This window comes from Pseudomonas sp. P1_A1 (assembly GCF_056406935.1).
Genome location: NZ_JBFTZE010000007.1, coordinates 37602 through 63138, shown reverse-complemented (window position 1 = coordinate 63138; position 25537 = coordinate 37602). Strand labels below are relative to the sequence as shown.

Annotated in this window: 25 protein-coding genes; 9 read left to right on the top strand and 16 right to left on the bottom strand. The window is 53.8% G+C overall.

Features of this window, described 5'->3' with window-relative positions; all coding sequences use genetic code 11:
* Positions 1-70 precede the first annotated feature (70 nt).
* Together AC1D2Q_RS12450 and AC1D2Q_RS12445 are read right to left on the bottom strand one after the other, a co-directional pair.
* A complete protein-coding gene (locus AC1D2Q_RS12450) occupies positions 71-376 on the bottom strand; it encodes a PepSY domain-containing protein (protein ID WP_007934833.1) in 306 nt (101 codons plus the stop codon).
* Between the two features lie 109 nt (positions 377-485).
* The gene (locus tag AC1D2Q_RS12445; protein ID WP_477813367.1) at positions 486-1613 is read right to left on the bottom strand and encodes a glycerophosphodiester phosphodiesterase; all 1128 of its coding nucleotides are present in this window, start codon (positions 1611-1613) and stop codon (positions 486-488) included.
* A 236-nt stretch (positions 1614-1849) separates the two neighbouring features.
* Here AC1D2Q_RS12445 and AC1D2Q_RS12440 point away from each other — a divergent pair, with 236 nt between their 5' ends.
* Positions 1850-2176 carry a DUF2025 family protein gene (locus AC1D2Q_RS12440; RefSeq protein ID WP_064616425.1) on the top strand — a complete coding sequence of 109 codons (327 nt, stop codon included), beginning with the start codon at positions 1850-1852 and terminating at the stop codon, positions 2174-2176.
* A 73-nt stretch (positions 2177-2249) separates the two neighbouring features.
* Here AC1D2Q_RS12440 and AC1D2Q_RS12435 read toward each other — a convergent pair whose 3' ends face one another.
* Together AC1D2Q_RS12435 and AC1D2Q_RS12430 are read right to left on the bottom strand one after the other, a co-directional pair.
* Positions 2250-2573 carry an antibiotic biosynthesis monooxygenase family protein gene (locus tag AC1D2Q_RS12435; RefSeq protein WP_305409937.1) on the bottom strand — a complete coding sequence of 108 codons (324 nt, stop codon included), beginning with the start codon at positions 2571-2573 and terminating at the stop codon, positions 2250-2252.
* The gene (locus AC1D2Q_RS12430; RefSeq protein WP_477813366.1) at positions 2570-3277 is read right to left on the bottom strand and encodes a CTP synthase C-terminal region-related (seleno)protein; all 708 of its coding nucleotides are present in this window, start codon (positions 3275-3277) and stop codon (positions 2570-2572) included. Before AC1D2Q_RS12430 ends, AC1D2Q_RS12435 begins: the two co-directional genes overlap by 4 nt.
* Positions 3278-3292: 15 nt before the next feature.
* Between AC1D2Q_RS12430 and AC1D2Q_RS12425 the strand changes: the two genes are divergently transcribed.
* The gene (locus AC1D2Q_RS12425) at positions 3293-4255 is read left to right on the top strand and encodes a LysR family transcriptional regulator (protein ID WP_477813365.1); all 963 of its coding nucleotides are present in this window, start codon (positions 3293-3295) and stop codon (positions 4253-4255) included.
* On the opposite strand, the gene AC1D2Q_RS12420 is transcribed toward AC1D2Q_RS12425, so the two are convergent.
* Both AC1D2Q_RS12420 and AC1D2Q_RS12415 read right to left on the bottom strand, forming a co-directional pair.
* On the bottom strand, positions 4227-4772 hold the full coding sequence (locus AC1D2Q_RS12420; RefSeq protein WP_477813364.1) for a DUF1003 domain-containing protein: 546 nt from the start codon (positions 4770-4772) through the stop codon (positions 4227-4229). The genes AC1D2Q_RS12425 and AC1D2Q_RS12420 overlap by 29 nt on opposite strands.
* Positions 4773-4912: 140 nt before the next feature.
* Positions 4913-5521 (bottom strand): TetR/AcrR family transcriptional regulator, encoded by a 609-nt coding sequence (locus tag AC1D2Q_RS12415; protein WP_305478833.1) that lies wholly within the window; start codon positions 5519-5521, stop codon positions 4913-4915.
* A gap of 215 nt (positions 5522-5736) precedes the next feature.
* Between AC1D2Q_RS12415 and AC1D2Q_RS12410 the strand changes: the two genes are divergently transcribed.
* Complete coding sequence (locus tag AC1D2Q_RS12410; RefSeq protein ID WP_477813363.1) at positions 5737-6795, top strand: MBL fold metallo-hydrolase; 1059 nt, start codon at positions 5737-5739, stop codon at positions 6793-6795.
* A 44-nt stretch (positions 6796-6839) separates the two neighbouring features.
* On the opposite strand, the gene AC1D2Q_RS12405 is transcribed toward AC1D2Q_RS12410, so the two are convergent.
* Complete coding sequence (locus AC1D2Q_RS12405; protein WP_477813362.1) at positions 6840-7034, bottom strand: XRE family transcriptional regulator; 195 nt, start codon at positions 7032-7034, stop codon at positions 6840-6842.
* An 11-nt stretch (positions 7035-7045) separates the two neighbouring features.
* The gene (locus AC1D2Q_RS12400) at positions 7046-7363 is read right to left on the bottom strand and encodes a helix-turn-helix domain-containing protein (RefSeq protein WP_018926408.1); all 318 of its coding nucleotides are present in this window, start codon (positions 7361-7363) and stop codon (positions 7046-7048) included.
* Positions 7364-7617: 254 nt separating this feature from the next.
* On the opposite strand from AC1D2Q_RS12400, the gene bglX reads away from it, so the two are divergent.
* A complete protein-coding gene (gene bglX, locus AC1D2Q_RS12395; protein ID WP_477813361.1) occupies positions 7618-9981 on the top strand; it encodes a beta-glucosidase BglX in 2364 nt (787 codons plus the stop codon).
* A 59-nt stretch (positions 9982-10040) separates the two neighbouring features.
* Here bglX and AC1D2Q_RS12390 read toward each other — a convergent pair whose 3' ends face one another.
* Positions 10041-10808, bottom strand: coding sequence for an AraC family transcriptional regulator (locus tag AC1D2Q_RS12390; protein ID WP_477813360.1), 768 nt, complete (start codon positions 10806-10808; stop codon positions 10041-10043).
* Between the two features lie 112 nt (positions 10809-10920).
* On the opposite strand from AC1D2Q_RS12390, the gene AC1D2Q_RS12385 reads away from it, so the two are divergent.
* A complete protein-coding gene (locus AC1D2Q_RS12385) occupies positions 10921-11751 on the top strand; it encodes a sulfite exporter TauE/SafE family protein (RefSeq protein ID WP_477813359.1) in 831 nt (276 codons plus the stop codon).
* Positions 11752-11854: 103 nt separating this feature from the next.
* Positions 11855-13045, top strand: coding sequence for a hypothetical protein (locus AC1D2Q_RS12380; RefSeq protein ID WP_477813358.1), 1191 nt, complete (start codon positions 11855-11857; stop codon positions 13043-13045).
* A 3-nt stretch (positions 13046-13048) separates the two neighbouring features.
* Here AC1D2Q_RS12380 and AC1D2Q_RS12375 read toward each other — a convergent pair whose 3' ends face one another.
* The 4 genes from AC1D2Q_RS12375 to AC1D2Q_RS12360 form a co-directional block, all read right to left on the bottom strand.
* A complete protein-coding gene (locus AC1D2Q_RS12375; protein WP_477813357.1) occupies positions 13049-14038 on the bottom strand; it encodes a hypothetical protein in 990 nt (329 codons plus the stop codon).
* Positions 14039-14069: 31 nt separating this feature from the next.
* A complete protein-coding gene (locus tag AC1D2Q_RS12370) occupies positions 14070-14486 on the bottom strand; it encodes a very short patch repair endonuclease (RefSeq protein ID WP_477813356.1) in 417 nt (138 codons plus the stop codon).
* A 93-nt stretch (positions 14487-14579) separates the two neighbouring features.
* Positions 14580-15293 (bottom strand): HNH endonuclease, encoded by a 714-nt coding sequence (locus AC1D2Q_RS12365; protein WP_477813355.1) that lies wholly within the window; start codon positions 15291-15293, stop codon positions 14580-14582.
* A 101-nt stretch (positions 15294-15394) separates the two neighbouring features.
* Complete coding sequence (locus tag AC1D2Q_RS12360; RefSeq protein ID WP_477813354.1) at positions 15395-15943, bottom strand: BRO-N domain-containing protein; 549 nt, start codon at positions 15941-15943, stop codon at positions 15395-15397.
* A gap of 608 nt (positions 15944-16551) precedes the next feature.
* Here AC1D2Q_RS12360 and AC1D2Q_RS12355 point away from each other — a divergent pair.
* Genes AC1D2Q_RS12355 through AC1D2Q_RS12345 form a run of 3 tightly spaced genes read left to right on the top strand, consistent with a single transcriptional unit; the run spans position 16552 to position 22498 of the window.
* Entirely contained in the window at positions 16552-17706 is a 1155-nt protein-coding gene (locus AC1D2Q_RS12355) for a DNA cytosine methyltransferase (RefSeq protein WP_477813353.1), read from the top strand.
* A gap of 6 nt (positions 17707-17712) precedes the next feature.
* A complete protein-coding gene (locus AC1D2Q_RS12350; protein WP_477813352.1) occupies positions 17713-20685 on the top strand; it encodes a sensor histidine kinase in 2973 nt (990 codons plus the stop codon).
* Complete coding sequence (locus AC1D2Q_RS12345) at positions 20678-22498, top strand: response regulator receiver domain (protein ID WP_477813351.1); 1821 nt, start codon at positions 20678-20680, stop codon at positions 22496-22498. Before AC1D2Q_RS12350 ends, AC1D2Q_RS12345 begins: the two co-directional genes overlap by 8 nt.
* Positions 22499-22551: 53 nt before the next feature.
* On the opposite strand, the gene AC1D2Q_RS12340 is transcribed toward AC1D2Q_RS12345, so the two are convergent.
* From AC1D2Q_RS12340 to AC1D2Q_RS12330, 3 genes are all read right to left on the bottom strand, one after another.
* Complete coding sequence (locus tag AC1D2Q_RS12340) at positions 22552-23802, bottom strand: ribonucleotide-diphosphate reductase subunit beta (RefSeq protein WP_477813350.1); 1251 nt, start codon at positions 23800-23802, stop codon at positions 22552-22554.
* Positions 23803-24457: 655 nt separating this feature from the next.
* Positions 24458-24730 carry a hypothetical protein gene (locus tag AC1D2Q_RS12335; protein WP_028939372.1) on the bottom strand — a complete coding sequence of 91 codons (273 nt, stop codon included), beginning with the start codon at positions 24728-24730 and terminating at the stop codon, positions 24458-24460.
* A 182-nt stretch (positions 24731-24912) separates the two neighbouring features.
* Entirely contained in the window at positions 24913-25176 is a 264-nt protein-coding gene (locus AC1D2Q_RS12330) for a DUF2790 domain-containing protein (protein ID WP_111454805.1), read from the bottom strand.
* Positions 25177-25537: the final 361 nt, after the last annotated feature.

The following is a 25537-nucleotide window of genomic DNA, read 5'->3' as shown; positions in this document are numbered from 1 at the left end:
AGCGACTTGCCTTTCGCCACATGCAAAAAAGCCGCACGACCCGAAGATCGTGCGGCTTTTTGCAGTTGAATCACTTGTCTTGCTTATTGCTCAGGACCTTGCCAGTGGCGGCATCGAAGTCCACGTCCCATTCGGTATTGTCAGCCAGACGCAGTTCAACTTCATATTCGTAACCGTTGAAGTGGTTATCAAGGTCGGTATCGGTAATCGTGGCGCCCGGATGCAACTTCAGCGCGGCCTGGTTCATTTCTTCCAAGGGTTTGATCTTGCCGCTTTTGACCAACTCGGGGATCTGGTCGACGCGAACATCAGCTTGGGCCAGGCCGGCGGTGAGGGTCAGGGCAGCAGCGGTGAACAGGGCAGTTAAGGTTTTCATCAAGTTCTTTCCTTGGAGGAGCTGTTTAAGTGGGATCAGGTTAAACAGCGCAACTTAATTCACCCTTAATTACCTGTGGCGCCCGCGAAACAGGCGCCACGGCCTTGAATCAGTAGCCGTTGTTCTGCAACAACTGCGCAACACTCGCTGCCGCCGGGCGCTTATAGAACTTCAGCAGTTCGCTGGCGCGGTTGGTGAAGATGCCGTCGACACCGGCATCCGTCACTTTCTGATAATCCACGGCATCGTCGATGGTGTAGACGTGCACCAGCAGGCCCTGATCGTGGGTGAACTGGTTCATCCACGGTTTCACCAGGTCCGAATAGCTCTGATCGCCACCCTTGGTCAGCGCGGCAGAAGGCCCGGTGCCGATAGCGCCCTGGGCCTTGGCGTACTCGACCCATTGCTGGAATTCGGCTTTGTCCTTCGGTTCCTGTTTGGCGTAGTAAGTCGCTTTGTCCTTGTCTCCGGACTCGGCGAACGTCACTTTGGATTTTGGCTCGATGCTGCCTTCGCCGACCCACAACAGCAGGATTTTCGGCACTTGCGGCATCTCTTTCTCGAGCAGTTCGAGGCTGCTCTTCTCGAAGGTTTGCAGCACGACTTTGCCTTTCCCCTGGCCGACCGCCAGATTACTTTTTGCCAGTTTGGAACCTGTCGGACTCAGCCAGCCACGGTCCTGCAATTTATCCTTGAGATCGCGCTCGATGCCGGGAAACTGCTTCGGCTCCTTGGTTTCGATGTACAGGCCAGGCTTATGCAGCGGATTGCCTTGGGCGATGTCGATGATTTCGTCCAGGGTCAGGATCTTCAGGCCCGCGTAGCCCGGACGCGCGCGATCCGGGTACGCCGTGTTGAACCAGCTGCCGGCATCCAGGGTTTTCAGTTCGGCGATGGTGAATTCGTTGGCCGGCCTGTCCTTGCGCTCAGGGAATTTGGTAGCGACGTCGGTGGTGCGTTGCAGGTTGTTGTCGTGCAGGGCGAACAGCACACCATCCTTACTACGTTGCAGGTCCATTTCCAGGTAATCGGCGCCCAGGTCGCGAGCCAGTTTATAGGCCGCGGCGGTGGATTCCGGTGCATCGAAAGAGGCGCCACGGTGGGCGATCACCGCCGGGTGCGGAATGCCCAGGCGGGTTGCCAGTGCGCTGGGGCTTGGCTCGCTGGTGGCCTGTGCCTGGCCGAGGCCGAGCATCAGGCTCAGCAGCAGCGCGCTCTTGGTGAAGGTGGCAGGCATGGTCGAAGTCCTTTTGCGATGAGTTTTCAAAGACGTATCTTTTAACAACTGAGCGGCGCTTGTGCTATCGCCAGACCGACATAAACGTGTTTAAAGAAGATTTCTTCGACGCTTTTGTGCGGCTCTTTGCAGTAATCTTCACACTGGCAGTTTCCCCGGCAGAGGGAAACCCGTTCACTTGCCCTGTGTGTAAACCATCGATCACCGGTCCTAAGCGATCTTTTGTGAGGTTTACCATGCGCATCACTTCCCAGCTCATTTGCCAGGCCGCCGACCAGCTCAAAGGCTTCGTCGGCCTCAATCGCAAAACCGGCCAGTACATCGTGCGCTTCAGCGAAGACGCCTTCGGCATGGACGTGGCTGACGACGGCATCATCCCCGCCAGCGAATTCGTCTGGGCACCCGGCCCCGAGCAGACCATGACGCTCAAGCGCGAACTGATTCAGTTGCTGCTGGACCAGAACATCGACGACCGGATCAACATCACCGAGCCGTTGCGGGTGTACATGAATCGACAGGACGTGCCGCAGATTACGGCGGTGAGGAGTTTGGTGCGGGGGTGAGGGTTTTGCGGTGGCTGTTCTGGCGTCTTCGCGGGCAAGCCCGCGAAGACGCCCTCCGGAATCACCGGGTCATTCACTGATTGAACGCATAGGCCCGCTCAACCTTGCACACCCGCGTATGACACGCCGAATACCAGGTTGATCGCCCGCGTTCACGAATCGCGCTGTGCTCGGGGTGATGCTTCCAGGCCAGGATCGCCGCTTCGCTGGCCCAGTAGGACACCGTAATCCCGAGTCCATCCGCGCCCCGGGCCGATTCCACGCCCAGGAAGCCGGGTTGCTCACGGGCCAGTTCCACCATGCGTTCGGCGGCCTGTTCGTAACCGTGATCGCCTTCGGTGCGCAGCGAGGTGAAAATCACTGCGTAGTAAGGTGCTGCAGGTGTCGGGGCGATCATGATTTTTGCCTCACACAGGCCTCGACCAATGCCTTGACCAACGGCGGCAGCAGGCCTTTGAGTGCGGCGCGTTCCGGTTGGAACAGCGTTGCGACAAAGAATGGATGATCCTTCAGCTCTACCGCCCGCAGACCCCCCGCAGAATCGTGGCCAACCGCCTGCAACTGTTGTGTCAGTAGCTGCCGTTCAAACTCGGGATTCACACCGTAACGGCAGTGATAGCCTTCACGAATCTCAGCGTTTTCGTACGCCTCGGCGATCAACGAGCCTTCAACCAACTGAATGCTGTCGACGGCTTCCACCAGCGAACAGGTCAGCGGCGTGAGTAACGCCCGTCTCGCGTCGGGCGATGTCTCGCCGTGTTCGGCATCTTCCCAACCCAATACGTTGCGGGCGAATTCCAGCACCGCGTGCTGAAAACCGCCGCACGTGCCGAGGAACGGTCGTTGTTGTTCCCGGGCAAAGCGGATCGCCCGTAGCGCGCCCTCCATGTCGCGATAAGGGCTGGCGGGCACGCACCAGAAACCATCGAAGTCATCCAGCGGCGTATCGGCGGTGATGCGGTCGGTGGCCAGCCATTGAAACTGAACGTTCTGGCCAGTGTGTTCGGCGGCCATGCCGAGGGCGACGGGGATGGCTTGGTGGGCGGTGACCTGTGGATCGTAGTCACCGATCAGGGCGATGCGGATGGCGTTGGTTTCCATGAGTGATCTCGACGCTTGTTGATTTCTGGCACCGACTATAGATTGGCGTTCACGCAATCAATATTGGCGTTATCCCAAGTGATCAATGCATCGATGCACTATCGGCTGGACTATCCCGACCTGTCGCTGATCCTCGCTTTAGTGCGCGGCGGCTCTCTGGCCCGGGCTTCGGCGTTGTTGAAAGTCGACGTTTCGACGGTGTTTCGCGCGGTCCGTCGACTCGAAGCCGCACTGGGCCAGCAACTGTTCGAAAAGAGCCGCGCCGGTTACCTGCCTACCACCTTGGCGCAGACCCTGGCCGAGCAGGCTGAACGCGCCGAACAAGCACTGGAGGCGGCGCGTATTGGCGTGGAGCAGGGCGGTGAAATCATTAGCGGCACCGTGCGCCTGACCTGCACCGATTCGGTCCTGCAAAGTCTGCTGTTACCGGCACTGGCGCGGTTCATGCCGTCTTATCCGGCGCTGACTATTGAACTCTGCACCTCCAACGACTTCGCCAACCTCAGCCGCCGCGACGCCGACATCGCCTTGCGGCTGACCCGCACCCCGCCCGAGCATCTGGTTGGCCGGCGTCTGGCAGACATTTCCTACCGGGTCTGTGCCAGCGCGGCCTATCTGCAATCGGTCGAATCCCACGACCTGGCCTCATTGACCTGGATCGCCCCGGACGATTTCCTGCCCGATCACCCCACCGTTGCGTGGCGGCGTCAGCAGTTGCCCGGCGTAACACCCGGTTATCGCTGCAACAGCATGTTGTCGGTGACCGAGTTGGTGCGGGCCGGACTGGGCGTCGCGGCGTTGCCGGACTTTTTGATCGGTGACGGACTGCAATCGTTGACCGAGCCCTTGCACGGTTACGACTCCGCGCTATGGCTGCTGACCCGCCCGGACTGCCGCGCGTTGCGCTCGGTGGTCACATTGTTCGACGAGTTGGGGCGGGCGCTCCGGATCAAACCTTCGGTGGCTCCTTGCCGATGAAGTGTTGATGCATTTGCGAGGTCAGGCTTTCGATGCGTTCGGTCAGGGTCTTGGTGATTTCGGTGAGCCGGGTATTTTGCTCCAGCAACTCCTTCAGTTGCGCAGTGTTCCGCGCGGCCTGGGCCTGACGTTCACTGTTGGCGATGGCCAAGGCTTCACGATGTCGCGCATCGGCATCTGACTGGGCTTTGTCCCGCGCCGCCTGACGCGTCTGGGCCAGCAGAATCAGCGGTGCGGCGTAGGCCGCTTGCAGGCTGAACGCCAGGTTGAGCAGGATGAAGGGGTACACATCGAATTGGGTTACGCCGGACAGGTTCAGGCAAATCCAGATCACCACCACCAAGGTCTGGGCGCCAAGGAAGGTCGGCGTGCCGAAGAACCGCGCAAAGGCCTCGGCGCGCAGGGCAAAACGGTCGGTACCGAAAGTAGGTGCCAGGTGAGCGTGAGGGCGATGGAAGCGCAGGTGATCGACGGGGCCGGTGATTTCGGTTTCGGTTTCGTGGGTCGGAGTGCTCATGATGCTCTCTGAAGGGGGCGGGGACTGAGGCTCACTATAGCTCCAGCGTCAGTCTCATTCAGAAACACATCACCGGGTTCTTATTCAGAGCGACCGATCAGCGATAAAACGGCGGACATTGTCATTTTTTGCAGCTTGATTCAGCACGCATAACACGCCAGGAACATGTCCAGCGCCGACTCCACCACGGTGTGCTGCATGTCGGGCGACAGGCCCGATTGGCCCATGGAGATCTGCGGCCAGAACGCAAAGGACTTGAGCAACCCATGGATCTGTTGCGCGGCGAACTCGGGCGCGACCTGTTTCAAGCGGCCATCGGCCTGGGCGGCGCGAATCCACACGGTCAAACTTTCTTCGCGCTCACCCATTCGGGCAACCATGTTCTGCGCACGCTCGGGAGAGTGGATGGTAGCGGCGATCGCTACTCGCGCCAGGTCGAGAAAATTGTCATCGGCCAGCATCTGCAATTTCGCCTGCAACATCAGGCGCAGCTGATCGCGCAGGGGCAGGTCATGGCGGTAGGCCGTTTCCTGTTCGGCCGTTACCCGGGTCCATAACTGATTGAGGATTTCGGCGAACAACTCTTCCTTGCTCGGGAAGTGGTTGTACACCGTGCGCTTCGACACACCGGCGGTGGCGGCAATCTTGTCCATGCTGGTAATGTCGAAACCGTTGGCACGGAATTCGGCAATCGCCGCCTGAATGATGGCTTCGCGTTTTCGGTCGGTGAGGCGCTGTGGAGCTGTCATAAGTACGCTTCGGCAGGGAGAAGTGGAGAACTACACTTAGTAGTTTACTTGTGATCGGCTTTGATGCAACCTAGAAACTACACTGTGCAGTGTAATGTTGTGTTAATCCTGCACCGTGAGAAATAGAATCCTCGGCTGATGCGTGCGTGCCTTGGCCATTTATCGTCCCAAGCGGAAAATCGTCGATTGTGCGGTTTTTCTGGAGTCATTCAGTCATGGACACTTCAACTTCCCCAGCGAACAACGCTTCAACGCCTGAAGCGTCCCGACAGGCTCAAGGGCAGTACCGAAACCATGTGCCGGTGCAGCGCGAAGGCTTTCGCAAAACCTTGCGCATCCTGTGGAACTTCATCTTCAACAAACCGCACGACACCCGGCCGTCGGCCCCCGTTCCGGTGCAAACCCTGACCCAGGCGGCGTTGATTGCCGCGCCCAACCACAGCGTCTATCGCCTGGGCCATTCCACGCTTCTGCTCAAGCTGCGGGACAAGTTCTGGATCACCGACCCGGTCTTCGCCGAACGCGCCTCGCCCGTGCAGTGGGCCGGCCCCAAGCGTTTCCACCAGCCGCCGATCAGCCTCGAAGACCTGCCGCCGATTGAAGCGGTGATCCTGTCCCACGATCACTACGACCACCTCGATTATCAGGCCGTGCTCAAACTGGCGGACAAGACCCGCTACTTCCTCACGCCCCTGGGCGTGGGTGACACCCTGATCAAGTGGGGCATCGACGCCAGCAAAGTGCGCCAACTGGATTGGTGGCAGGGCACCGAGGTCGATGGCCTTCAATTCGTAGCCACACCTTCGCAGCACTTTTCCGGTCGCGGGCTGTTCGACGGTAACAGCACCCTTTGGGCATCGTGGGTGATGATCGACGGCGACACGCGGATTTTCTTCAGTGGCGACAGCGGCTACTTCGACGGCTTCAAACGCATCGGCGAGCAGTACGGCCCATTCGACCTGACCCTTATGGAAACCGGCGCCTACAACGTCGAGTGGCCTCACGTGCACATGCAGCCCGAGCAAACCCTGCAAGCGCACATCGACCTTAAAGGGCGCTGGTTGCTACCGATCCACAACGGCACCTTCGACCTGTCGATGCACGCCTGGTACGAACCTTTCGACCGTATTCTGGCGTTGGCCTGGGAACGGAACGTATCGATCACCACGCCGCAAATGGGCGAGGCGTTCAACGTGATGTACCCGCAGAGTGGTGCTGCGTGGTGGTTGGGGGTGGAAGGTGTAAGCGATCAGGCAACAGTACAGAACGCTTGATGTTGTGCTGCCGGGGCGCTTGTCGTGCAAGCACCCCGGTTTTTTTATCTGCGTTCGTCCAGTAACAGGTTTATATATTCCGAGATTTTTGCCACGGTCAGTTCGCAAAATTCTCCACGGAGTATTTCGTTCAGTTCCTCCTCAGACAATCCAAGCCTATGGGCAGCCTCAGCCTGACTCAGCCGACCGGTTTCGAGGAGCATGCCTATTTTCATAACGTGTTCGGCTTTGGCCCGCATCTGCTGCAACCTCACTCAACCATCGCATAATCCGCCCGCCCCACCGGATTCGGTGTGGACCCTTTCACATTCATCCCTCGGCCCGGTGCAAACCCCGGGAAGAACACCAGGCCTTGCGATTCAAACCGATACGCCAACGCCAGCCGCGTGACATCCAGCACATTACGCTGCGCTTCGAATCGCTGGATGGCGTCAACGGAAACCCCGGATTCCTCGGACAACTCTTCCACACTCCAACCCAGCATCGCTCGGGCCTGGGCGCAGTGGGCGGGGGTGAACTGGAAGAGGGCGATACGTTCCAGGGTGATTTTCATTGCAAGAGAGGCCATGGTTTTCTCCGGGGATCGAGCGTGGCGATTCGAAAATGTACTGTGTTTTTGTACAGTTGTTTTGCGCCCGGATCAAACTCATTTTTTGATCGATTCTCTTTTTTCGCTCAGGCAGGGGCGTTGGACCGACTACGCTGTCTCTAGGCGGTTTCCTGAAAGCTCCAAATGATTGAACGCCAGCTTTCTGATCTTCAATGCCGGAAAGGTGGCGTTTCAAAGGCGGTGCGCCACAGCGTTATGCGGGGAAGGGAATCATGAAAAGACTACGTCTGCTATGTGCCCTGATCAGCTTTACAACTCTGCCGGTCCTGGCCGATACGGTATCGCCAAACAAAGATGCCTTTGTCACCAATCTCATCAATCAGATGACCCTCGACGAGAAAGTCGGCCAACTGCGGCTGATCGCTATCGATGAAAAGATGACGCCCGAAAAAATCTGCCAGGAGATCACTGCCGGGCGCATCGGGGGAACATATAACTCTGTAAGCCGTTACGTAAACCGCCCCATGCAGGACGCGGCTCAACAAAGCCGCCTGAAGATACCGATGTTTTTCGGTTGGGACGTGATACACGGTCATCGAACCATTTTTCCCATCGGCCTGGCCTTGGCCTCCAGTTGGGATATGGACGCCATCGAGTTGAGCGGTCGAACGGCGGCGAAAGAAGCCAGTGAGGACKGTATCGATATGACCTTCGCCCCGATGATCGATGTCGCCCGTGATCCTCGCTGGGGGCGCACATCCGAAGGCTTCGGTGAAGACACCTATCTGGTTTCACGCATTGCCAGAGTGATGGTCCAGGCCTACCAGGGCCAGAGCTTGAACGCGCCCGACAGCATCATGTCCAGCGCCAAGCACTTTGCGTTGTATGGGGCTGTCGAAGGGGGGCGCGACTACAACAGCGTCGACATGGGCCTGACCCGAATGTACCAGGACTACCTGCCACCTTATCGTTCGGCGATCGAGGGTGGCGCGGGAGCCGTCATGGCGGCGCTTAACTCGGTAAATGGCGTGCCGGCGGCGGCCAATAAATGGTTGATGCAGGACCTGCTTCGCAAAGCGTGGGGCTTCAAGGGACTGGTCATCAGCGACCATAACGGGGTCACCGATCTGGTTCAGCACGGTGTTGCGAGGAATCCTCGAGACGCGGCCAGGCTCGCCATCAGGGCCGGCATTGATATGAGCATGAACGACTCCTCCTATGGCCCGGAGTTGCCAGGGCTGCTTGAGTCTGGCGCCATTTCCCAGAGCGATATTGATAACGCGGTGCGGGAAGTACTGGGTGCCAAGTACGACATGGGGCTATTCGAAGACCCTTACCGGCGCCTCGGCGCTGCCAATGAAAGCGCTGCTGATAACAACGCCGAAAACCATCTGCACAGAGCGCAGGCCCGTGAAGTGGCACGCAAGACACTGGTGCTGTTGAAGAATGAAAACGGGCTCTTGCCGCTGAAAAAAGAGGGCACGATCGCGCTCATCGGCCCGTTGGCAAAAAGTACCGTCGACATCATGGGCAGTTGGTCTGCAAGTGGTGTGCCCGCGCAATCGGTGACGATCTACGACGGGCTGAAAAGCGCGATGAACCAGGGTTCGCTGATCTATGCGCGAGGCGCCAATCTCGAGGAGGATCAGGAGGTTGTTAAATACCTGGAATACCAGGGCGTGTCTGAAATCGCCAACGACCCTCGCCCGGCAGAAGAAATGATTGACGAAGCAGTCAAGGTTGCACAGCAAGCCGATGTTGTCATCGCCGTGGTGGGCGAGCCCCGCAGCATGTCCCATGAAGCGGCCAGTCGAACCAGCCTCGATCTGCCGGGGCGCCAGAGTGAATTGATCACCGCCCTGAAAGCCACCGGCAAGCCGCTGGTACTGGTATTGATGAACGGTCGGCCGTTGTCGATCGGCAAGGAGCAGAAACAGGCCGATGCGATTCTGGAAACCTGGTACAGCGGCACCGAGGGAGGCAACGCCGTTGCCGATGTATTGTTCGGTGACTACAACCCGTCCGGTAAATTACCCATCACCTTTCCACGTTCCGTGGGGCAGATCCCCAATTATTACAGCCACCTGAACACCGGACGTCCGTACCTGCCGGGTGCGCTTCGCAACTACACGTCGCAATATTTCGATCAATCCTATGGGCCGCTTTACCCCTTCGGCTATGGGCTGAGTTATACCGATTTCAGCCTGACCGACATGGCCCTGTCTTCGACCACACTGAACAAGAACGAGAACCTCGTCGCCAGCATCATGGTGAAAAATACCGGCCAGCGTGACGGCGAAACGGTGGTTCAACTGTATATCCGTGATGTCGTTGCCTCCGTCGCCCGTCCGGTCAAGGAACTGAAGAACTTTCAAAAAATCATGCTCAAGGCCGGAGAGGAGAAAGCCATCCACTTCAGCATTGATGAAAACGACTTGAAATTCTTCAACGCCCAACTGGAATACGTCGCCGAGCCGGGTGAGTTCCGGGTGCAAATCGGCCTGGATTCCCAGGATGTGAAGGAGCAGAGCTTTGAGTTGCTGTCAGAACAAGCCAGTCAAGACAATCATCCGCCTAGTGAAGAACCTGTAGACGCGAGCGGTGCGGCGATCCGACTTGCCCACGAAGAACGATGATGCGTAATCCCTGAAATACCGCGTTGCATTCTTCGCGGGCAAGCCTCGCTCCTACGGGGTCATTTCGCCCCCTCCAACCAAATGGACGGCGCCTGCCCCAGTACACGACGAAACATGGTCGAAAATGCCGCCGGGCTTTCATAGCCAAAATCCAGGGCAATGCGCGTCACCGGCGTGTCCACCGCCAGCCGCGCCAAGGCCTGCACCACACAAGCTCGCTGCCGCCATTGGCTGAAACTCAGCCCGGTTTGTTGGCGGAACAGACGATTGAACGTACGCAGGCTGATATGCAACCGATCGGCCCATTGCTGCGGCGATTGGTGAGCGTTCGGTTGCCGAAGAAACACCTGACACAACCCCAGCAACCGCGAATCCACAGGCAGCGGAATGTGCAATGGCAGGTGAGCACTGCGCGCCAGTTCATGCAGCAACAAGTCGATCAGCGCCCCATCGCGCCCGGCCTCGTCATACTCCAGCGCAACCTCCACCGCTTCCATCAACAAATGCCGCATCAATGGCGAAACACTGATCACCTGGCAACGCTTGCCCAGATCCACCGCCCCCGGTTCGATATACACACTGCGAGTGCTCACCCCCAGCATCAACACCTCATGCGCCACCCCCGGCGGAATCCACACCGCCCGCTGCGGCGGCACCACCCAATTGCCGTCGAGCGTGCTCACCTGCATCACCCCGGTGGCGCCATACAACAACTGCGCCCGCCGATGGGTATGGCGCGGCAACCGATGACCATCGGGGTAATCCGTGCCGATGGCCACCACCGGCCGTGGCGTGTCGTCCAGCAGATCAATCGAAACATTGCGCATCGAGCGGCACCCAGCGGTTGGCGTAAACGCAAACATTATTGGCTGACTTGCTGAAGCAGGCCAAGCCCCGTCGCTCTATCGTCGGCCACTCTCAACCCACGGACGATGCGCGATGTTCTTCTACCTCTTGCTGGCACTTTTCGGCTGCATGACCGGCGTTACCGCCGTGCTGTTCGGCTTCGGCGGCGGCTTCGTCGTCGTGCCCTTGCTGTACCGCATGCTCACGGCCAGTCACGGCATCGACGACCCCATCGGCCAATCGGCGATGCACATTGCCGTGGCGACTTCGACCTGCGTGATGATCGTCAATGTGCTAATCGCCACCAGAAAACATCACCACGCGGGCAATCTCATCCGCCATTACTTGTGGCCGTTGGGCGGGTTCATCGGCTTGGGCGCGATTGTCGGAGCTATTGCCGCGATGTGGGCGAGTGGTGAGTTGATCCGGTTGGCCTTCATCGTTTACCTGGGCGTGACCATTCTGGATTGCTTGTTCAGGCGTGGTTTTCTTACGCAGTCCTACACCGAAATCCCACGGCGATTGGGCGGGGCAGAAGTGTCTGGCGGCGGTGTGGGAATTGGCGCTATCGCCACGTTTCTTGGGGTGGGTGGCAGCGTCATGACCGTGCCGTTGTTGCGGCGTTGTGGGCTGAGCATGTCCCAGGCGACGTCCATGGCTAATCCGTTGAGTCTGCCCGTTGCGGTGGCTGGGACGCTGACCTATATGGCGATGGCCGGGTTTACCGAGTTTGATCTGGGGGCGTGGTTTGTCGGTTATGTGGATGTGCTGGCGTTTGCGGTGCTGACGGTTGGGTCGCTGGTGGGGATTCGGCTGGCCACGCCGTGGATCGGGCGGATACCGGATCGGGTGCATGCGCGGGTTTATATTGGTTTGCTGGTAGTGGTGATGTTCAGCATGGCGACGAAGTGGGGCGTGCAATGAGGCTCGATTCTCCCCTGCAACCTCGCCATAATCCGTCCCCCGTTCAACCTGCGCCGCATGCAATCTGCCCGGCGCGGCTTCCGACTCATTCAGGGATCGATCAATGTTCAAAGGATTGTTACGCCTGGCGCCAGTCGCCACGCTGTTACTCATGCTGTGTTCCACTGCTCATGCCGAGGACGGGAGACGAGTGTTCACCGGCACCCTGGGCAAGATGCCGATCGTGCTGGAACTCAACACCAACCAGCCGGACGAAGTCACCGGCCGCTACTTCTATGAGAAATACCATCGCGACCTGGAGCTGAGCGGCTCGCTGCAAGAAGAGACCCTGACGCTAACCGAAGGCAACAACCGCTACGGTGAAGACAAACCCCAGCCAACCCTGAAGCTGCAAGAAACGGCCAACGGCTGGCAAGGCGAATGGAAAGGCCCCAAGGGCAAAATCCTGCAAATGCAATTGACCGAGGCCAAGCTCCCGGCACCGGCAGCAGGCGCCTTGCCCTTCATCGCCGCGCTGCCGAAAAGCGACCCTTACGAATATCTGCGCCTGCAAGGCTTGAAACTCAAACCGGGCAAGAAAGAGTCCTTCATGGGCTACGACCTGCAATGGTGGACGGAGCCCGCGTCCGGTCTCTCCATGTTCAGCATCGAGTCCGGCTACCCGAAAGCTGACCAGCAGCGGATCAATCAGCAATTGTTGGAGCGGCTCTGGAGCGAAGTCATCAACTACCACGGCTGCTTGCTGGGAGGTGGGGAATTTGCCGAGTTCGACCAAGGCGTCGCCCCCCAATTCCTATCGCCCGATGTGGTCAGCCTGAACATCTCCACCAGCTACAGCTGCGGCGGCGCTCACCCGGACTTTGGCAATTCGCCGATCAACCTCGACGTTCACACCGGCCATAGCCTGTCGTTGGAAGACGTGCTGTGGGTGGGCAACGGCAAGCCGCTGCTGCACGCCGACCGCGACGGCGCGAGCGATACATCCTTGACCGAGGAAGAGAGCAAGGCACGATTCACCTATCAGCGCGAAGTGTTCGTACCATGGCTGATCAAGCAATTCGCCGCGCTGTACCCCGAGGAAATGCAGAAGCCGGCGGACGAGGACAGCTGCGACTACACCGACGAAAGCGTTTGGGGTTATTCCAACTGGCACTTCACCGCCAAAGGCCTATACCTGGGACCGTACTTCGCCCGCGTACAACGTAATTGCGATGACCCGGGCTGGTCAGTGCTGCCATACGCCGTGGTCAAGCAACATCCCGGCGCGGTCAAACTCGAGCTGCCTCACAACTGATCCTTAGCCTGCTGCCAACCCCGGCGCTTCACGAATAATGAAGTGATCCAGGTTCTCGATGTTGGCACTGAACACCCCGAACGTCTGTTCGGGGTTTTTCTTGCTCGGCACCTGCTTCAACTCCGGCGTCACGCCATAAAAGAAGCAATACAACTCGGCATCACTGTCGATGGCATGCTTGATCTCTTCCAGAAACGCTTTGCGCTTGCGGTAGTTGTCGATCAGCTTCTTGCTCAGATAAACGTTCACAGAATAAGGCTTCTTCTTCGCCTCGTCCGCTTGCTTGAACCAGACCTTCTGTTCGAAATCGATGCGAAAGCTCTGGGTGTAATCCTTGATCTCCTTGATCTTGCCCCAGTAAATCAGCCCCTTGTTGTCTTGCAGGTACTCGATCTTCTTGAAGAACGACCCATAAGGCGCCGTGTGCTCGCCAATCTTCAGCGGCATGCGCTTGAGCAGCTCCTTGTCCGCAAAATTCGACACAAAACACTCCACCGGGTGGGCGAAGACACTGGTCTTGTCCGGCGCCGACTCCCGGCTAGGCTGCTCGACGTTATTGGCCGCTGAGCTGGGTGTCGGGTCATCCCGCATAACATCCGCCGCCACCGCCGGGCTCGCAGGCTTACGCACATACTCACGCCGAGTCAGCAACAACTCCGACGGAAAATGCTCCTCCCGACTGTCATCCGATTCCGCCCCGTCCGCCTCCAGGCCCGACGCCGGCGTCTTCAGACTGACATAAGGACAATCCGCCACATGCCGCGTGCTGGGCATGTTCTTGAAGTGCGGCGTGCGCACGTAATTCACATTCTTGGCGTTGAATGTTCCCAGCACGTTGGTCGTATCAAACGCCGAACGGCAGGCATCGTTGGGGCACTGGAAATGCTCCTTGGCGGAATCGAACTCCATGGTTTCGTCGAAATTCAAATCGCGCACGTCATAGATCGACAGCTTGTCGTCTAGGCTGAGGCAGTAGGCGAGGTCGAATTTCATGGTGGGTTCTAGATCCTTTAGGTGACGGTATTCAGTAGGTGTAGGCGGTGAGTAACCGGATGCGCTGTTTTATGCGGTCAAGGTCTTTTAGCTCGCATTCCCATATCACATCGACCCTCCAATCCATCAGTTTTAACCTGTTGATGCATCGCTCGTCCCGACTGGCGTTCGTGTCGAGTTTCTGTGACCAATAGTCGGGACGAGTTTTTGGGGTGGATGCGTATTTGCATCCGTGCCGATGCCAAAAGCAACCGTGAACAAATAGGYACAAGCGATGTTTGGGAAACACTAAATCGGGTGTACCGGGCAGGTCTCGCCGATGTAATCGGAAGCGTAGCCCCATCACATGGCACAACGATCTAACGATCATCTCAGGCTTCGTGTTCTTGCCTTTTATCTGCGCCATGATTCTGGAGCGTTGCTCTGGTGTGACCGTGTCTGCACACATTCAGATAGCCCTCCGACTACTTCACATCTGAAGAGAGAGAATGCAAACGTTGCAGTCGTCAGGTCAAGGAGGAGCTTGGATAGGTTCAGACGCTTATTCGCGAACGAGTCGTTCTATTTTTGAGTAAAGAGATTCTGTGTACTCAGTCCGATCATTCGAGTGGTGGCAGCGTTGATGACAATTCGGACATAACGCTACAGCGTTGCTGACTTGATCCGAGCCCTTTTCGGCGAGCGGCCTAACGTGGTGGACTTCCAGATAAGGCAAATCAAACTTTTGAAACGGTGCCGGTTTGCCACAGCCTTCGCAATGCCCTTCGGCTTCGTTACGAACCCAGGCTCTGACCTCGGGGTCGCGCACATAAACCGTGCGAGAGCTTGCCGCTCGCTTCGGCTTCTTAATACCCTTAGGCTGCTCTTTTATCTTTTGTTTCTGAATCGCGGCAGCGCGACGCTCTAATGTTTCTTCATCGGCTGTAGGAATGCCAGGGTTGCCAGGCTGAACGCCCCGCTCGGTGAGCGCCGCTCGAATTAACTGCTCAACATTCGAACCAACGTTTTTGGCGGGTTTGTAGCCCTTGATGGGATTCCGATCCATCGTCATCAGAACCCTAGAGATGTTCTGCATTCGAAATTCAACGGAGCCTTTGGTGCGGGTCGACAAGGCTGACGCACGCAACTCTCGATTCTCATGTGCCTTGTTAAATTTTTGGCCGATTCGCTCTAACTCAAGCATCTTCAAATAGGCGTCAACCGCTGCCTCAATCTCAGGAACACTCCAGTCGGTATCTTTTTTCTTGTCGCTCATAAAATCGCCGAGGGTTGGAAACCCTCGGACGATACTGAGTGGCCATCACGGCTGTCTACGAAAATTCCTACAAAAAATAGCGACGTATCTCGAAGATGGTCCTACAGGCGCTTCACCTGTCCCATCGAGTCCTTCGATGACTCAAACAGCTCTGCCGCCTTCCGCCACCAAGGTTTCGCCACCTTAGCCCGTCGCTGCGGCTGATCGTGCAACAAATAAGGCATGTCCCGCAGCCGAATCCAACCCTCATTCTGCCAATGCAACAGACTCAACGACATCTCTGGCCAATCCAACAAACTCAACATCGGCCGATCCGAATTGTCCGACTGCCCCGCATCACGTAAGGCCGGCACCACCTGGTGCGTCAACCACTCACGCAGCAAGCGATTCCCGGGGACGTAGTGATACACCAACAGCGCATACACGCCGGACTCACTGAGCATCAGCTGTTTTTCTGGCTGCCGGAAATATTTAATCCACAAAACGCGGCGCTGATCCTTATCGAGCTTGTTGACCATGCGCTCACTCAGATGCACGCCCATCAAGCGGCCAATGTCGCGGGCGCAGAACCATGGCTGGTTTTCAAGGAGAAGGGCGTGGAGAGAGAGGTTGTGACGGTTGAAAACAGTGGGGGCGTTGGGCTCAGACATGATTTGCCTCCGAATGCGGAAGCATAATTTCAGCAGTAAAGCTGTAGGTGATTTCCTTCAGTGGGAAGGGAAAACGCTTAGGCATATCCATTACCTCTACTTGATAGCTTTCTTAGGGCTAAGGCGCCGGGAGTTAAGAAACCCCAAGTAGAAGGCCGGACATATTCCCCTTACGGGTCTTCTATTAGTCCACTCCCGACATAGCAAAGGTTTTTTCACACCCACGAGAAATCCATAGGCACAAAAAAGCCGCATCTTTCGGGAGCGGTCAGGCCGCTACTTGAGGCGTTTCTTAGGCGCCGGGAGACCTAGGGTATTGCCATGCTGAAAATGGGTCAAGCCGCGAGATCATGGCTTTGTCGCCAAATTTTTACACGGCTCAGCAGATTCGAGTCATTGCGAGGTTTTCTCGGGATGCGTGGAAAAAAAAGCCGTTGGCGGGTATTCCAGTAGAAACGGCCCTTGTACCATGAGAGACTTAGAAAATTTTTGCTATATGTGGTTCTGGCGAGGCAGGCTAAATGATCATTAAAAAGACGGTCAGAAAGTTGGTTGGTGCTTTCTTAAAATGCATTATTAAGTAGTAGTTTGGAACTATGAGTCATAATATGTTGAAGTCTGGGCCTCTCGAAAATTTTCCTGCAGCTAGTAGTCGTTCGGATAGTTCGGTTCAGAAAAATAGTTTGCGAAATAGAAAGCTAGTCGGAGTTGATCTTTTTGCAGGTGCGGGCGGTTTCTCGTTAGCGGCGAGTAACGTTGGTATCGATATTGTTGCTGCAGTCGAGTTGAATTCAAAAGCATGCGAAACCTATGCTCATAATGTTGCTAGGTTGGGGAGGTCCACGCTATACGAAGATAACTTGCTTTCGCTAGAGCCTAGTACGCTCAGAACTAATCATTTTTCTAATGGTGAGCAGTGCGATATTTTGTTGGGTGGGCCTCCGTGCCAAGGGTTTTCAGTTCATAGAATAAAAGATGCTGGTGTAGATGATCCTCGAAATAAATTGTTATTGCGCTATTTTGAGTACGTAAAACATCTTCAGGCGAAAGTTTTCCTTATGGAAAACGTGCCAGGATTGTTATGGCCTAGACACAAACCATTTCTTGATGAGCTTTATAAGCAGGGAAAAAAGGCCGGGTACCAACTCCATAAACCTATCGTTATTGATGCCAGGGACTATGGTGTGCCACAGCGACGCAAACGCGTGTTTGTTCTTGGTGTCAGAAAAGACGTAAAACTCGATATCGCTTGGCCACCAAAGCCGACTCACGGAGATGCTAAAGCATTAGCAAAAGATTCAAATTTACTTCCTTGGTGCCCGGCTTCGGAAGTATTCTCTAAGCCGTTATCATTGTTAGATGAAAATAATCGTCATATGAATCACTCGCAGGAGTTGATTGATGTGTTTAACAGAACTCCTTTAAATGGCGGAAGCCGAAAGGACTCCGGGCGTGTATTGCCTTGTCATGGTAAACATGATGGTCATACAGACGTCTACGGTCGAATAGATCCTGCCGAACCGGGTCCTACTATGACAACCGCCTGTATTAATCCATCTAAAGGCAGATTTGTTCACCCAACTGAGAACCATGGCATCACGCTTAGGCACGCAGCGAGATTCCAAACATTTCCGGAAGATTTTGTTTTTAAAGGAGGGCTTATCGCTGCAGGTGTCCAAATAGGTAATGCGGTACCAGTTCTTCTTGGTGAGGCATTGTTGAGGGCCATTTCTGAGTCTCTTGTACATTGTGAAGGAATATAAGACAAGATGATTGAATCGATTGCATTTCAAACTCGCGCTAGAACAATAGACCATTTAGGTCGTGAGCAGATCGCAGATTGCCCGACCGCAATTTCGGAGCTATGGAAAAACTCATACGACGCTTATGCTCGAAATGTTGGTCTCCATATATACGATGGTGACCCTGCGATAGCTGTAATCGTAGATGATGGCCACGGAATGAGTAGAGATGAGTTTACGAGTCGTTGGCTAGTAGTGGGTACCGAATCTAAGATGGGAGAATCAATAACTCCTATTGATGATCGGGGTGGACTGCGGTTGAGAGTAAAGCAAGGGCAGAAAGGAATAGGCCGTTTATCATCTGCGAATCTAGGGTCTCTACTTCTTATAGTTTCTAAGAGGGAGAAGCACCAATTTGTAGCATCTTTGATTGATTGGCGTTTATTTGAGAATCCTTATCTTTTTTTAATGGATATTGAGATCCCGGTTGTTGAGTTTTTCGAAAAGACAGAGTTGTTCGCCCTGCTTCCAGATTTGTATCAAAGATTATTGTCCAATGTTGGGTTTGTTTCCGACGATACAGAGCGTGGGCGTCGAATTTCTAAGGCCTGGAGCGATTTCAGCTCTCTAGAGTTATCTGAGGGTAAGCAGGTTACAACTCAGTCTCTTATTCAAGAAACGGTGATTGGTACTACTTACGAAGAGCGGCATTTTGCTGAATGGCCTTTATGGAGAGGCGATAAAGATCAAGGTACGATCTTGGCCATATCTGACCTTCAATTTGATTTATTGGCACAGCTCCCACGCCCTGAGTCGGAGGCTGAGTTAGACGCTACTGCACGACAAGCTAGAGCTCAGCTTTTTCAGACCTTATCAAACTTATCTGATCCGTTTCTAACCGACTTTGAACGAGAATGCGGTTATGGGGTTGAAGGGTTTTCTTGCAAAGCAACAGCGCGGGATGGTAAGCAGTTAAGAGTTATTATAGATGATGCGCCCCCGTTCGATCTTGACTGGTTATATGAGCTCGAACATGTCCTGGATGGAAAGTTCGACGAGGACGGGGTGTTTAAAGGGAAAGTTAAGGCGTTTGGTAATTGGATAGAAGAGGATGTTGTAATTCCTCCAGCAGTTGATGTTCCAAGTAGGCGAGATACTTTGGTCGGTGAGTTCTACCTTAGAATCGGTACTTATGAGCAGAGGTTGGACTCGACTTCTCATAGTGAGGAAGCCTACAGAAGTTTCGAATCTAAATCTGAAAATTATGCTGGTTTCATGGTCTACCGTAATGGCTTGCGAGTGATGCCTTATGGTCGCGAGGGTAGTGATTTTTTTCAGATAGAGAAACGTAGGTCCTCGCACGCCGGTCGTGAATTCTGGTCGTTGAGAAGGCTCTTCGGACGTGTCGCTCTAAAAAAAGAAAAAAATCCTAACCTGAGGGATAAAGCGGGGCGGGAAGGATTAATTGACAACAAAGCAGCGAAAGTCTTCAGGGATCTAGTTGTTCATGTGTTGAAAACTACCGCACGACAGCATTTTGGTACTGGTTCTGATTTGCGAGACAGTATTATCCCTGATCGTATCGAAGCCTATAAAAAACAAAAAGAAGAAGCTGCGAGAAACAAACAAAAACTAAAAAGTAGAAGAGCTTTCAACTCAAAGCTTGAGAAAATTGAACCGATTCTGCTGGATTTTTTCGCTGAAGTCGATGAGTTATCTGAAAGTGTCAATAATACCGTTTTGGATGAAGAGGAAGTTGTCGTTAGCTTTCGTAATCAATTGCATGACGCAAAGCGTAAATTAAAAGAAATGGCTATCTCTGATGTGCCCAGGAACTTGGGCAGTTTGGAGGATCGTTACAATTCCTATCGGGGAAAGTCAAGGCGTATTAGGGAGATGCTTGACTTGATGGAAGATAGGTTAGGTATTGCGCTTGAAGTGATAAAGCCTCGGTCAGCAAGAGATATTGTGTATTCTGAGCTTAGTGCAAATGCTGCTTTTCTACATAGAAGAATTCGAGGGTGGTCGCAAGAAGGAAAAAGCCTCCTGAGTTCCGAGCAAGATCGATTGTTACTACTTCAGGAAGAAAGAAATAAAGCTTACCATTTAAAGATGCTTCCTTTACTCGAAGAGGTGGAGTCCGGTTCGTTGAGTTTGCGTGAGGCTACTCGCCAATTAGATGAAGAGCGTGACATTCAAGATCTGGAAAATTCAGGGTTGTTTGAATCGTACGTGTCGGCATTGAGTAGTTTGAAAGAAAGTATTGATCTCGCGGCATTGGCGCAAAATAGTGAGGCGCTAGCAGAAGAGCTTAGGGAGGAGGTTGATAGGTTGCACGGACTTGCACAGTTGGGAATTACTGTTGAAATTATTGGTCACGAGATTGAGGGGCTTGAACAGGCTGTTTCAAGCAATCTTCGTAAATTTCCCGATGAAGTGAAAAATACTTCCTTGTATTGTGGAGTGCGGGATGGATATGAAGCGCTGGTGGAGCGGCTTAGATTTCTTTCCCCTTTAAAATTGTCCGGGCCAAAAACTCGTGTGCGTATAACGGGTTTGATGATACTTGAATATGTGCAAGATTTTTTTGGTGATGGGCTTGCTTCGAAGAATATTTCACTGAATGCTACACCGGAATTTTTAAAGTTTTCTATTGTTGATCAGCCCGCGCGAATTTATCCTGTATTTATAAATTTAATTAATAATTCCGCTTACTGGGTTTCTCGCTCGACTAACTTTGATAAGCAAATACTGCTTGATGTTAATGATAGTGGTGTGTTTGTTTCGGATAATGGGCCGGGCGTTGATTTGGATGATGTGAAATACTTGTTTCAGATTTTTTTCACTAGAAAGATTCGGGGCGGTCGTGGAGTTGGGCTCTATTTATGTCGCGCAAATTTGGCTGCAAGTGGGCACGTAATAAACTACGCTTCTAAGTCAGAGTCGTTACTGTCTGGTGCAAATTTTGTAATTAAGTTTCGGGGTGCTAAGTATGACTGAGGGCGCTGTTATGGTTTCACAAGCAATGGATGATGCCGTGAATGCAGCGGCTTTCAGTTATCGTGATTTAATCAATGAGGCATTTATCGTCCCGATTAGAAATGCGGTTGTTGTTGATGACGAATTTCCGACTCTTGATGAGTTTCTTTCTGATAGTGAGGCTGCTTCTAAAAAGCCTCACGCAGAAAGAGCCAAAGACATTATTGGTTTTTGTAGGAGTCGTAAGCCGTACCCTTGGATGGTAGATGTGCATGATGGGAAAAATATCACTATCGATGGTGAGGTTCGAAGCGCTACGCATTTTGATCATACTGATTTGTTGGTGTTGGACTACCATTTGAATGGCGATAATGAGGGCGGGGAGCGAGCAATTAGCTTGCTTCGTAAACTTTCAGGTAATGAGCATTTTAATTTGGTGATTGTATATACCAATAATGATATTGCAGATACAGTAAGAGAGATTGGTTTGGCGCTTTCCTCTTTTTCGATGTGCGAACAGCGTTTTCCAGTTCTGAATAATAAACATTTAAGTAGTGTTATTTTAGATTGGGAAGCAACTGAGTCAAAAATTATGAGACTGTTGATCGATAGTATTGATAGTCTGACTTTGATTAAGGCGTTCGCTTTAGGGGAGGAGCATCTAAAAAATTTTGAAGGTGATGAGGATTTTGGGCTTTTTTGTAGCCTTCTAGATAAAAGCGTCGCTAAGTTTAATCGTATAGATATGCTCAAGTATGTACTAGGTGAAAAGGTAAAGTCGCTTAAAGGTGAAATGTCTGAGTCGGACTACGGACTGGTTGAAGCTGGAGAGATAGCGGGAACGAATAGGCAGGTCAATTGGATTCGAGTAGACAGCTTGTTTGTCACAGTTATCAAAAAGTCTGAGGTTTCGCCGAATGAGTTTGCCGATTGTTTAATTACAGCGATTGAGGCCTGGGATCCTTCTCCGCATAGATTGATTTTGTCCCGTATGAGAGGTGAGATAAGTCGGCGTGGTATCATTGTTGAGAAGGAGGTTTTGAAGAACCCTTATCTCCAGGCCGCATGGCTGAAAGATATATTTGACCGTAAACATTTTGAGCTTCGAACAAGTGTAAGGCGGAATATTGCAAGACATTGGGAGAGTCTGGGGGGGAACGTCGAGCCAGGAGTGCTGAAGTTTGCAGAGCAGCTCGGGCGCTATTTTGCAGATAATGATATAAACCCTTCTAGATACAGTAATCCTGCTATCTCTTCAGATGTTGAGAGAATCGCACTGCATGTCAATAATTTTGTTTGCAGTAAACCAGTCGATGGTCATCACCTTTTTACCGGGCATGTGTTTATTGTAGGGGGCGAATACTGGATCTGTTTGACTCCGGCGTGCGATTTGGAGCCACGAGAAGAATCTTCTGCTAAAGGGCATTTGGGGGATTGGAAGCCTTTTAAAGCTGCCCAATTAATTCCAATGCCGAACTATGACAAGGCGCTTGAAAATGCCACTCGTGGAAATCACCTGTTTCTCAGTATCGATAATAACGATCCGATAGCATTTACATTTTCGACAGATCCCGGTTCGGAACAATCCGTTGCGCCAACGTTAAGGTGGCAGCAGTTTTATGCTAAAAATCAAGGGAAGTTCTTCGATCACTCGAATATCTTTACGGTTGCAAGGAGTGCGGATAATAAAGGAAGCCTGGAGTTTTCCGAGTATGAAGGGAAAGTAGTAGCGCATGTTCGCTATGAATATGCGCTTCACCTACTTCATAGGCTTGGTAGTCATTTGTCTCGAGTTGGGTTGGATTTCGTTCGACCTGAGGTTGTGGAGGGTTAATCTACTTGCAAAAAAAGGGTCACCCTATGGCGACCCTTTTAATTTCCGTTTTATCAATCCCAGCTAAGCGCCCCACCAGTCTGATACTCAATAACCCGAGTCTCAAAGAAATTCTTCTCTTTCTTCAAGTCCATAATCTCGCTCATCCAAGGGAACGGGTTAGTCGTCCCTGGGTACTCTTCCTTCAAMCCAATCTGSSWCAARCGACGGTTAGCGATGAACTTSAGGTAGTCCTCCATCATCGCCGCATTCATGCCGAGTACSCCGCGTGGCATGGTGTCMCGCGCGTATTCGATCTCCAGCTGAGTCCCCTGCAGAATCATCTGCGAAGCTTCTTCCTTCATCTCGGCATCCCACAAATGCGGGTTTTCGATTTTGATCTGGTTGATCACGTCGATGCCGAAGTTCAGGTGCATGGATTCGTCGCGCAGGATGTACTGGAACTGCTCGGCGACGCCGGTCATTTTGTTGCGGCGGCCCATGGAGAGGATTTGGGTGAAGCCGCAGTAGAAGAAGATGCCTTCCAGAACGCAGTAGTAGGCGATCAGGTTGCGCAGCAGCTCTTTGTCGGTTTCGACAGTGCCGGTTTCGAACTTCGGATCGGAGATCGAACGGGTGTATTTCAGGCCCCAGGTGGCTTTTTTCGCGACCGATGGGATCTCGTGGTACATGTTGAAGATTTCGCCTTCATCCATGGCCAACGATTCGATGCAGTATTGGTAGGCGTGGGTGTGGATCGCCTCTTCGAAAGCCTGGCGCAGGATGTACTGGCGGCATTCCGGGTTGGTGATCAGGCGGTACACGGCCAGGACCAGGTTGTTGGCAACCAGGGAGTCGGCGGTGGAGAAGAAGCCGAGGTTGCGCATCACGATGCGGCGCTCGTCGTCGGTCAGGCCTTCCGGGTTTTTCCAGAGGGCGATGTCGGCGGTCATGTTGACTTCTTGCGGCATCCAGTGGTTTGCGCAGCCGTCCAGGTACTTCTGCCATGCCCAGTCGTATTTGAATGGCACGAGCTGGTTGAGGTCGGCGCGGCAGTTGATCATGCGCTTTTCATCGACAGCTACACGGGCAGAGGCGCCTTCCAGTTCGGCGAGGCCTTCGGCGACGTCGAGGGAATCCAGGGCAGCCTTGGCGCGGGCGATCGCGGCGGAGTCCGTCGCGGTCACGGCGCGGGCCTCTTGAGCGGCGGCACCACCGGCGCTGTCGAGGCGGTCCATGTTGGCTTCAGAAGCGTGGCCGGCATTGGCGCCTTTTACAGCGACTTCGCCGTCATCTTCTTTGTCGAATTCGTCCCAGCTCAGCATGACGTGTCGTCTCCTGCGTGAGGGCCAGTTGCCCGTGTGAAAACTGATAGGTTGGTTTTTCACACGGCCGGTTCTGGCCGCGTTGGATCTAAAGGAAATCGTTTGTTGCAGCAGTACAACGCAGGCAATAAACAGAATTTTGTACGGGTGTTCCGAAGCCGCTGATGGGCGCAGAGAACGTGAACCGCTCTGCGTGGGCTTCAGACTGGCTTTTCACCCCTGTAAGGGAATATTGCAGGCCCGTTTAAGTCCGCATTATAAGGAAATTTTCGGCCCCGTGGTGCGGCGAAATGGCACCTGGAGGGCTCGGCGAGGGGCGTTTTCAGGTTGGAGCGAGGGTTTACAGGGCTTTGGCGGAGGAAGTTTTTTTTTCGCCTGTTTCGGCTGGTTTTTGACGGCAAGGCCAGGGTGTTTGCGTCGTTACGGGCAGCTGTGGCAGCGCAAGCCAGATGGGACGGGGCTTACAGAGCAATAGACGGGGTTTTGTGGACGAGATTGTGTGCAATTCTGAGCCGCAAAGGGTCTTGAAAAACGTTGCTCAAAAAACAACCAAAAACCTCTGTTTTTCACTACATGTTGTGGTTTTGGTCGATTTTCAACCACTCCAGACACAACTAAGCCCGACCGAAGTCGGGCTGTGATGTCGCGCCGGGTTTCAGCTGAAACGAGCGGCACCCACGCGGTCGGAGCCATCAGCAGCAACTTTGGCTGCACCGATGTGATCGGCGCCATCGGCAGCGACTTTGGCAGCGCCCGTACGATCAAAACCGTCAGCCGCGAAAGAGGCAGAACCGGTGTGGTCGTAACCGTCAGAAGCGACAGCCGCATCGTTGAAAGCAGCCGAGCCAGTGCGGTCGTAGCCATCGGCGGCGAAGGTGTTGGCGGCCAGGACGGAAAGGGTCAGGGCGAGGATCAGTTTGGTTTTCATGGTAGTGGCTCCAGGTTCGTTGGCGTTTTGCCTTGGTGTGGAATTCATACTACGCCAGACAATTTGATTAAAAAGTGCAAATAAATGCTTAAAACAATCGTATTTATCGATGCAAGGCTCGGCGCTTCATCTGGTCTCTAAAAAAGGATKGGTCGAGCCTCGGGAGATAAAAGTGGGGCGGATCAGCCGTTGGAGCAGCCGTTACCCATGACGCTGTAACGCAGAATGTGCCGCTGGCCTTTGGAGTCGTCGTAGACCATTTTGGCCGGGACCACTTCGCACACATTCGGGATTTCGCTCATCGAGACAACTTTGGCGATGTCCAGATGGGTGGAGTAGGTGTATTCCTCGACGACGGGTTGTTGTTTTGCGGCATCAGTCGGAGCCTCATCTGCCATGGCGGTTGCGCACAGACTGCTGAGGACCAGAACCAATAAAGCTTTCATTTCGAATTTACCTTTCTGAGGTCGAATGGGGTCACGCAATCTTTTTAGGATTGCGTGTGGAGCTTTAGTAAAGAGTCTTGGATTAACTGCCTTCGTGGGGGCTGCAACTGGGTTAATCACATTGCCGTGTTGGCGAGACCGATTTTAGGCTTGGGGATGGCGGGCATATAGCTGTGCTTTTGATAAACACTTTTGGCAGATTTGGTAACAATCCCCCGCAAGATCAAAAGATCGCAGGCTTCGCCAGCTCCTGCGAAGCCCCGCAATAGCCGGGTTTGAGCGCTTCGTCGCGGTATAGCCACATTTTGTAGGGGCTTGTTACTACCATCGTCGAATGGTTCTATAGGCCCGCCCCGGCTAC

What these genes read in the sequence shown, in the direction of transcription:
- AC1D2Q_RS12435 (WP_305409937.1), bottom strand. Translation starts at nt 2,573, where the DNA reads ATGATCGCCCCGACACCTGCAGCACCTTACTACGCAGTGATTTTCACC.
- AC1D2Q_RS12430 (WP_477813366.1), bottom strand. Translation starts at nt 3,277, where the DNA reads ATGGAAACCAACGCCATCCGCATCGCCCTGATCGGTGACTACGATCCA.
- AC1D2Q_RS12440 (WP_064616425.1), top strand. Translation starts at nt 1,850, where the DNA reads ATGCGCATCACTTCCCAGCTCATTTGCCAGGCCGCCGACCAGCTCAAA.
- AC1D2Q_RS12420 (WP_477813364.1), bottom strand. Translation starts at nt 4,772, where the DNA reads ATGAGCACTCCGACCCACGAAACCGAAACCGAAATCACCGGCCCCGTC.
- AC1D2Q_RS12350 (WP_477813352.1), top strand. Translation starts at nt 17,713, where the DNA reads ATGATTGAATCGATTGCATTTCAAACTCGCGCTAGAACAATAGACCAT.
- AC1D2Q_RS12380 (WP_477813358.1), top strand. Translation starts at nt 11,855, where the DNA reads ATGTTCAAAGGATTGTTACGCCTGGCGCCAGTCGCCACGCTGTTACTC.
- AC1D2Q_RS12345 (WP_477813351.1), top strand. Translation starts at nt 20,678, where the DNA reads ATGACTGAGGGCGCTGTTATGGTTTCACAAGCAATGGATGATGCCGTG.
- AC1D2Q_RS12365 (WP_477813355.1), bottom strand. Translation starts at nt 15,293, where the DNA reads ATGAGCGACAAGAAAAAAGATACCGACTGGAGTGTTCCTGAGATTGAG.
- AC1D2Q_RS12360 (WP_477813354.1), bottom strand. Translation starts at nt 15,943, where the DNA reads ATGTCTGAGCCCAACGCCCCCACTGTTTTCAACCGTCACAACCTCTCT.
- AC1D2Q_RS12445 (WP_477813367.1), bottom strand. Translation starts at nt 1,613, where the DNA reads ATGCCTGCCACCTTCACCAAGAGCGCGCTGCTGCTGAGCCTGATGCTC.
- AC1D2Q_RS12410 (WP_477813363.1), top strand. Translation starts at nt 5,737, where the DNA reads ATGGACACTTCAACTTCCCCAGCGAACAACGCTTCAACGCCTGAAGCG.
- AC1D2Q_RS12355 (WP_477813353.1), top strand. Translation starts at nt 16,552, where the DNA reads ATGTTGAAGTCTGGGCCTCTCGAAAATTTTCCTGCAGCTAGTAGTCGT.
- AC1D2Q_RS12415 (WP_305478833.1), bottom strand. Translation starts at nt 5,521, where the DNA reads ATGACAGCTCCACAGCGCCTCACCGACCGAAAACGCGAAGCCATCATT.
- AC1D2Q_RS12335 (WP_028939372.1), bottom strand. Translation starts at nt 24,730, where the DNA reads ATGAAAACCAAACTGATCCTCGCCCTGACCCTTTCCGTCCTGGCCGCC.
- AC1D2Q_RS12450 (WP_007934833.1), bottom strand. Translation starts at nt 376, where the DNA reads ATGAAAACCTTAACTGCCCTGTTCACCGCTGCTGCCCTGACCCTCACC.
- AC1D2Q_RS12400 (WP_018926408.1), bottom strand. Translation starts at nt 7,363, where the DNA reads ATGGCCTCTCTTGCAATGAAAATCACCCTGGAACGTATCGCCCTCTTC.
- AC1D2Q_RS12375 (WP_477813357.1), bottom strand. Translation starts at nt 14,038, where the DNA reads ATGAAATTCGACCTCGCCTACTGCCTCAGCCTAGACGACAAGCTGTCG.
- AC1D2Q_RS12405 (WP_477813362.1), bottom strand. Translation starts at nt 7,034, where the DNA reads ATGCGGGCCAAAGCCGAACACGTTATGAAAATAGGCATGCTCCTCGAA.
- AC1D2Q_RS12330 (WP_111454805.1), bottom strand. Translation starts at nt 25,176, where the DNA reads ATGAAAGCTTTATTGGTTCTGGTCCTCAGCAGTCTGTGCGCAACCGCC.
- AC1D2Q_RS12390 (WP_477813360.1), bottom strand. Translation starts at nt 10,808, where the DNA reads ATGCGCAATGTTTCGATTGATCTGCTGGACGACACGCCACGGCCGGTG.
- AC1D2Q_RS12385 (WP_477813359.1), top strand. Translation starts at nt 10,921, where the DNA reads ATGTTCTTCTACCTCTTGCTGGCACTTTTCGGCTGCATGACCGGCGTT.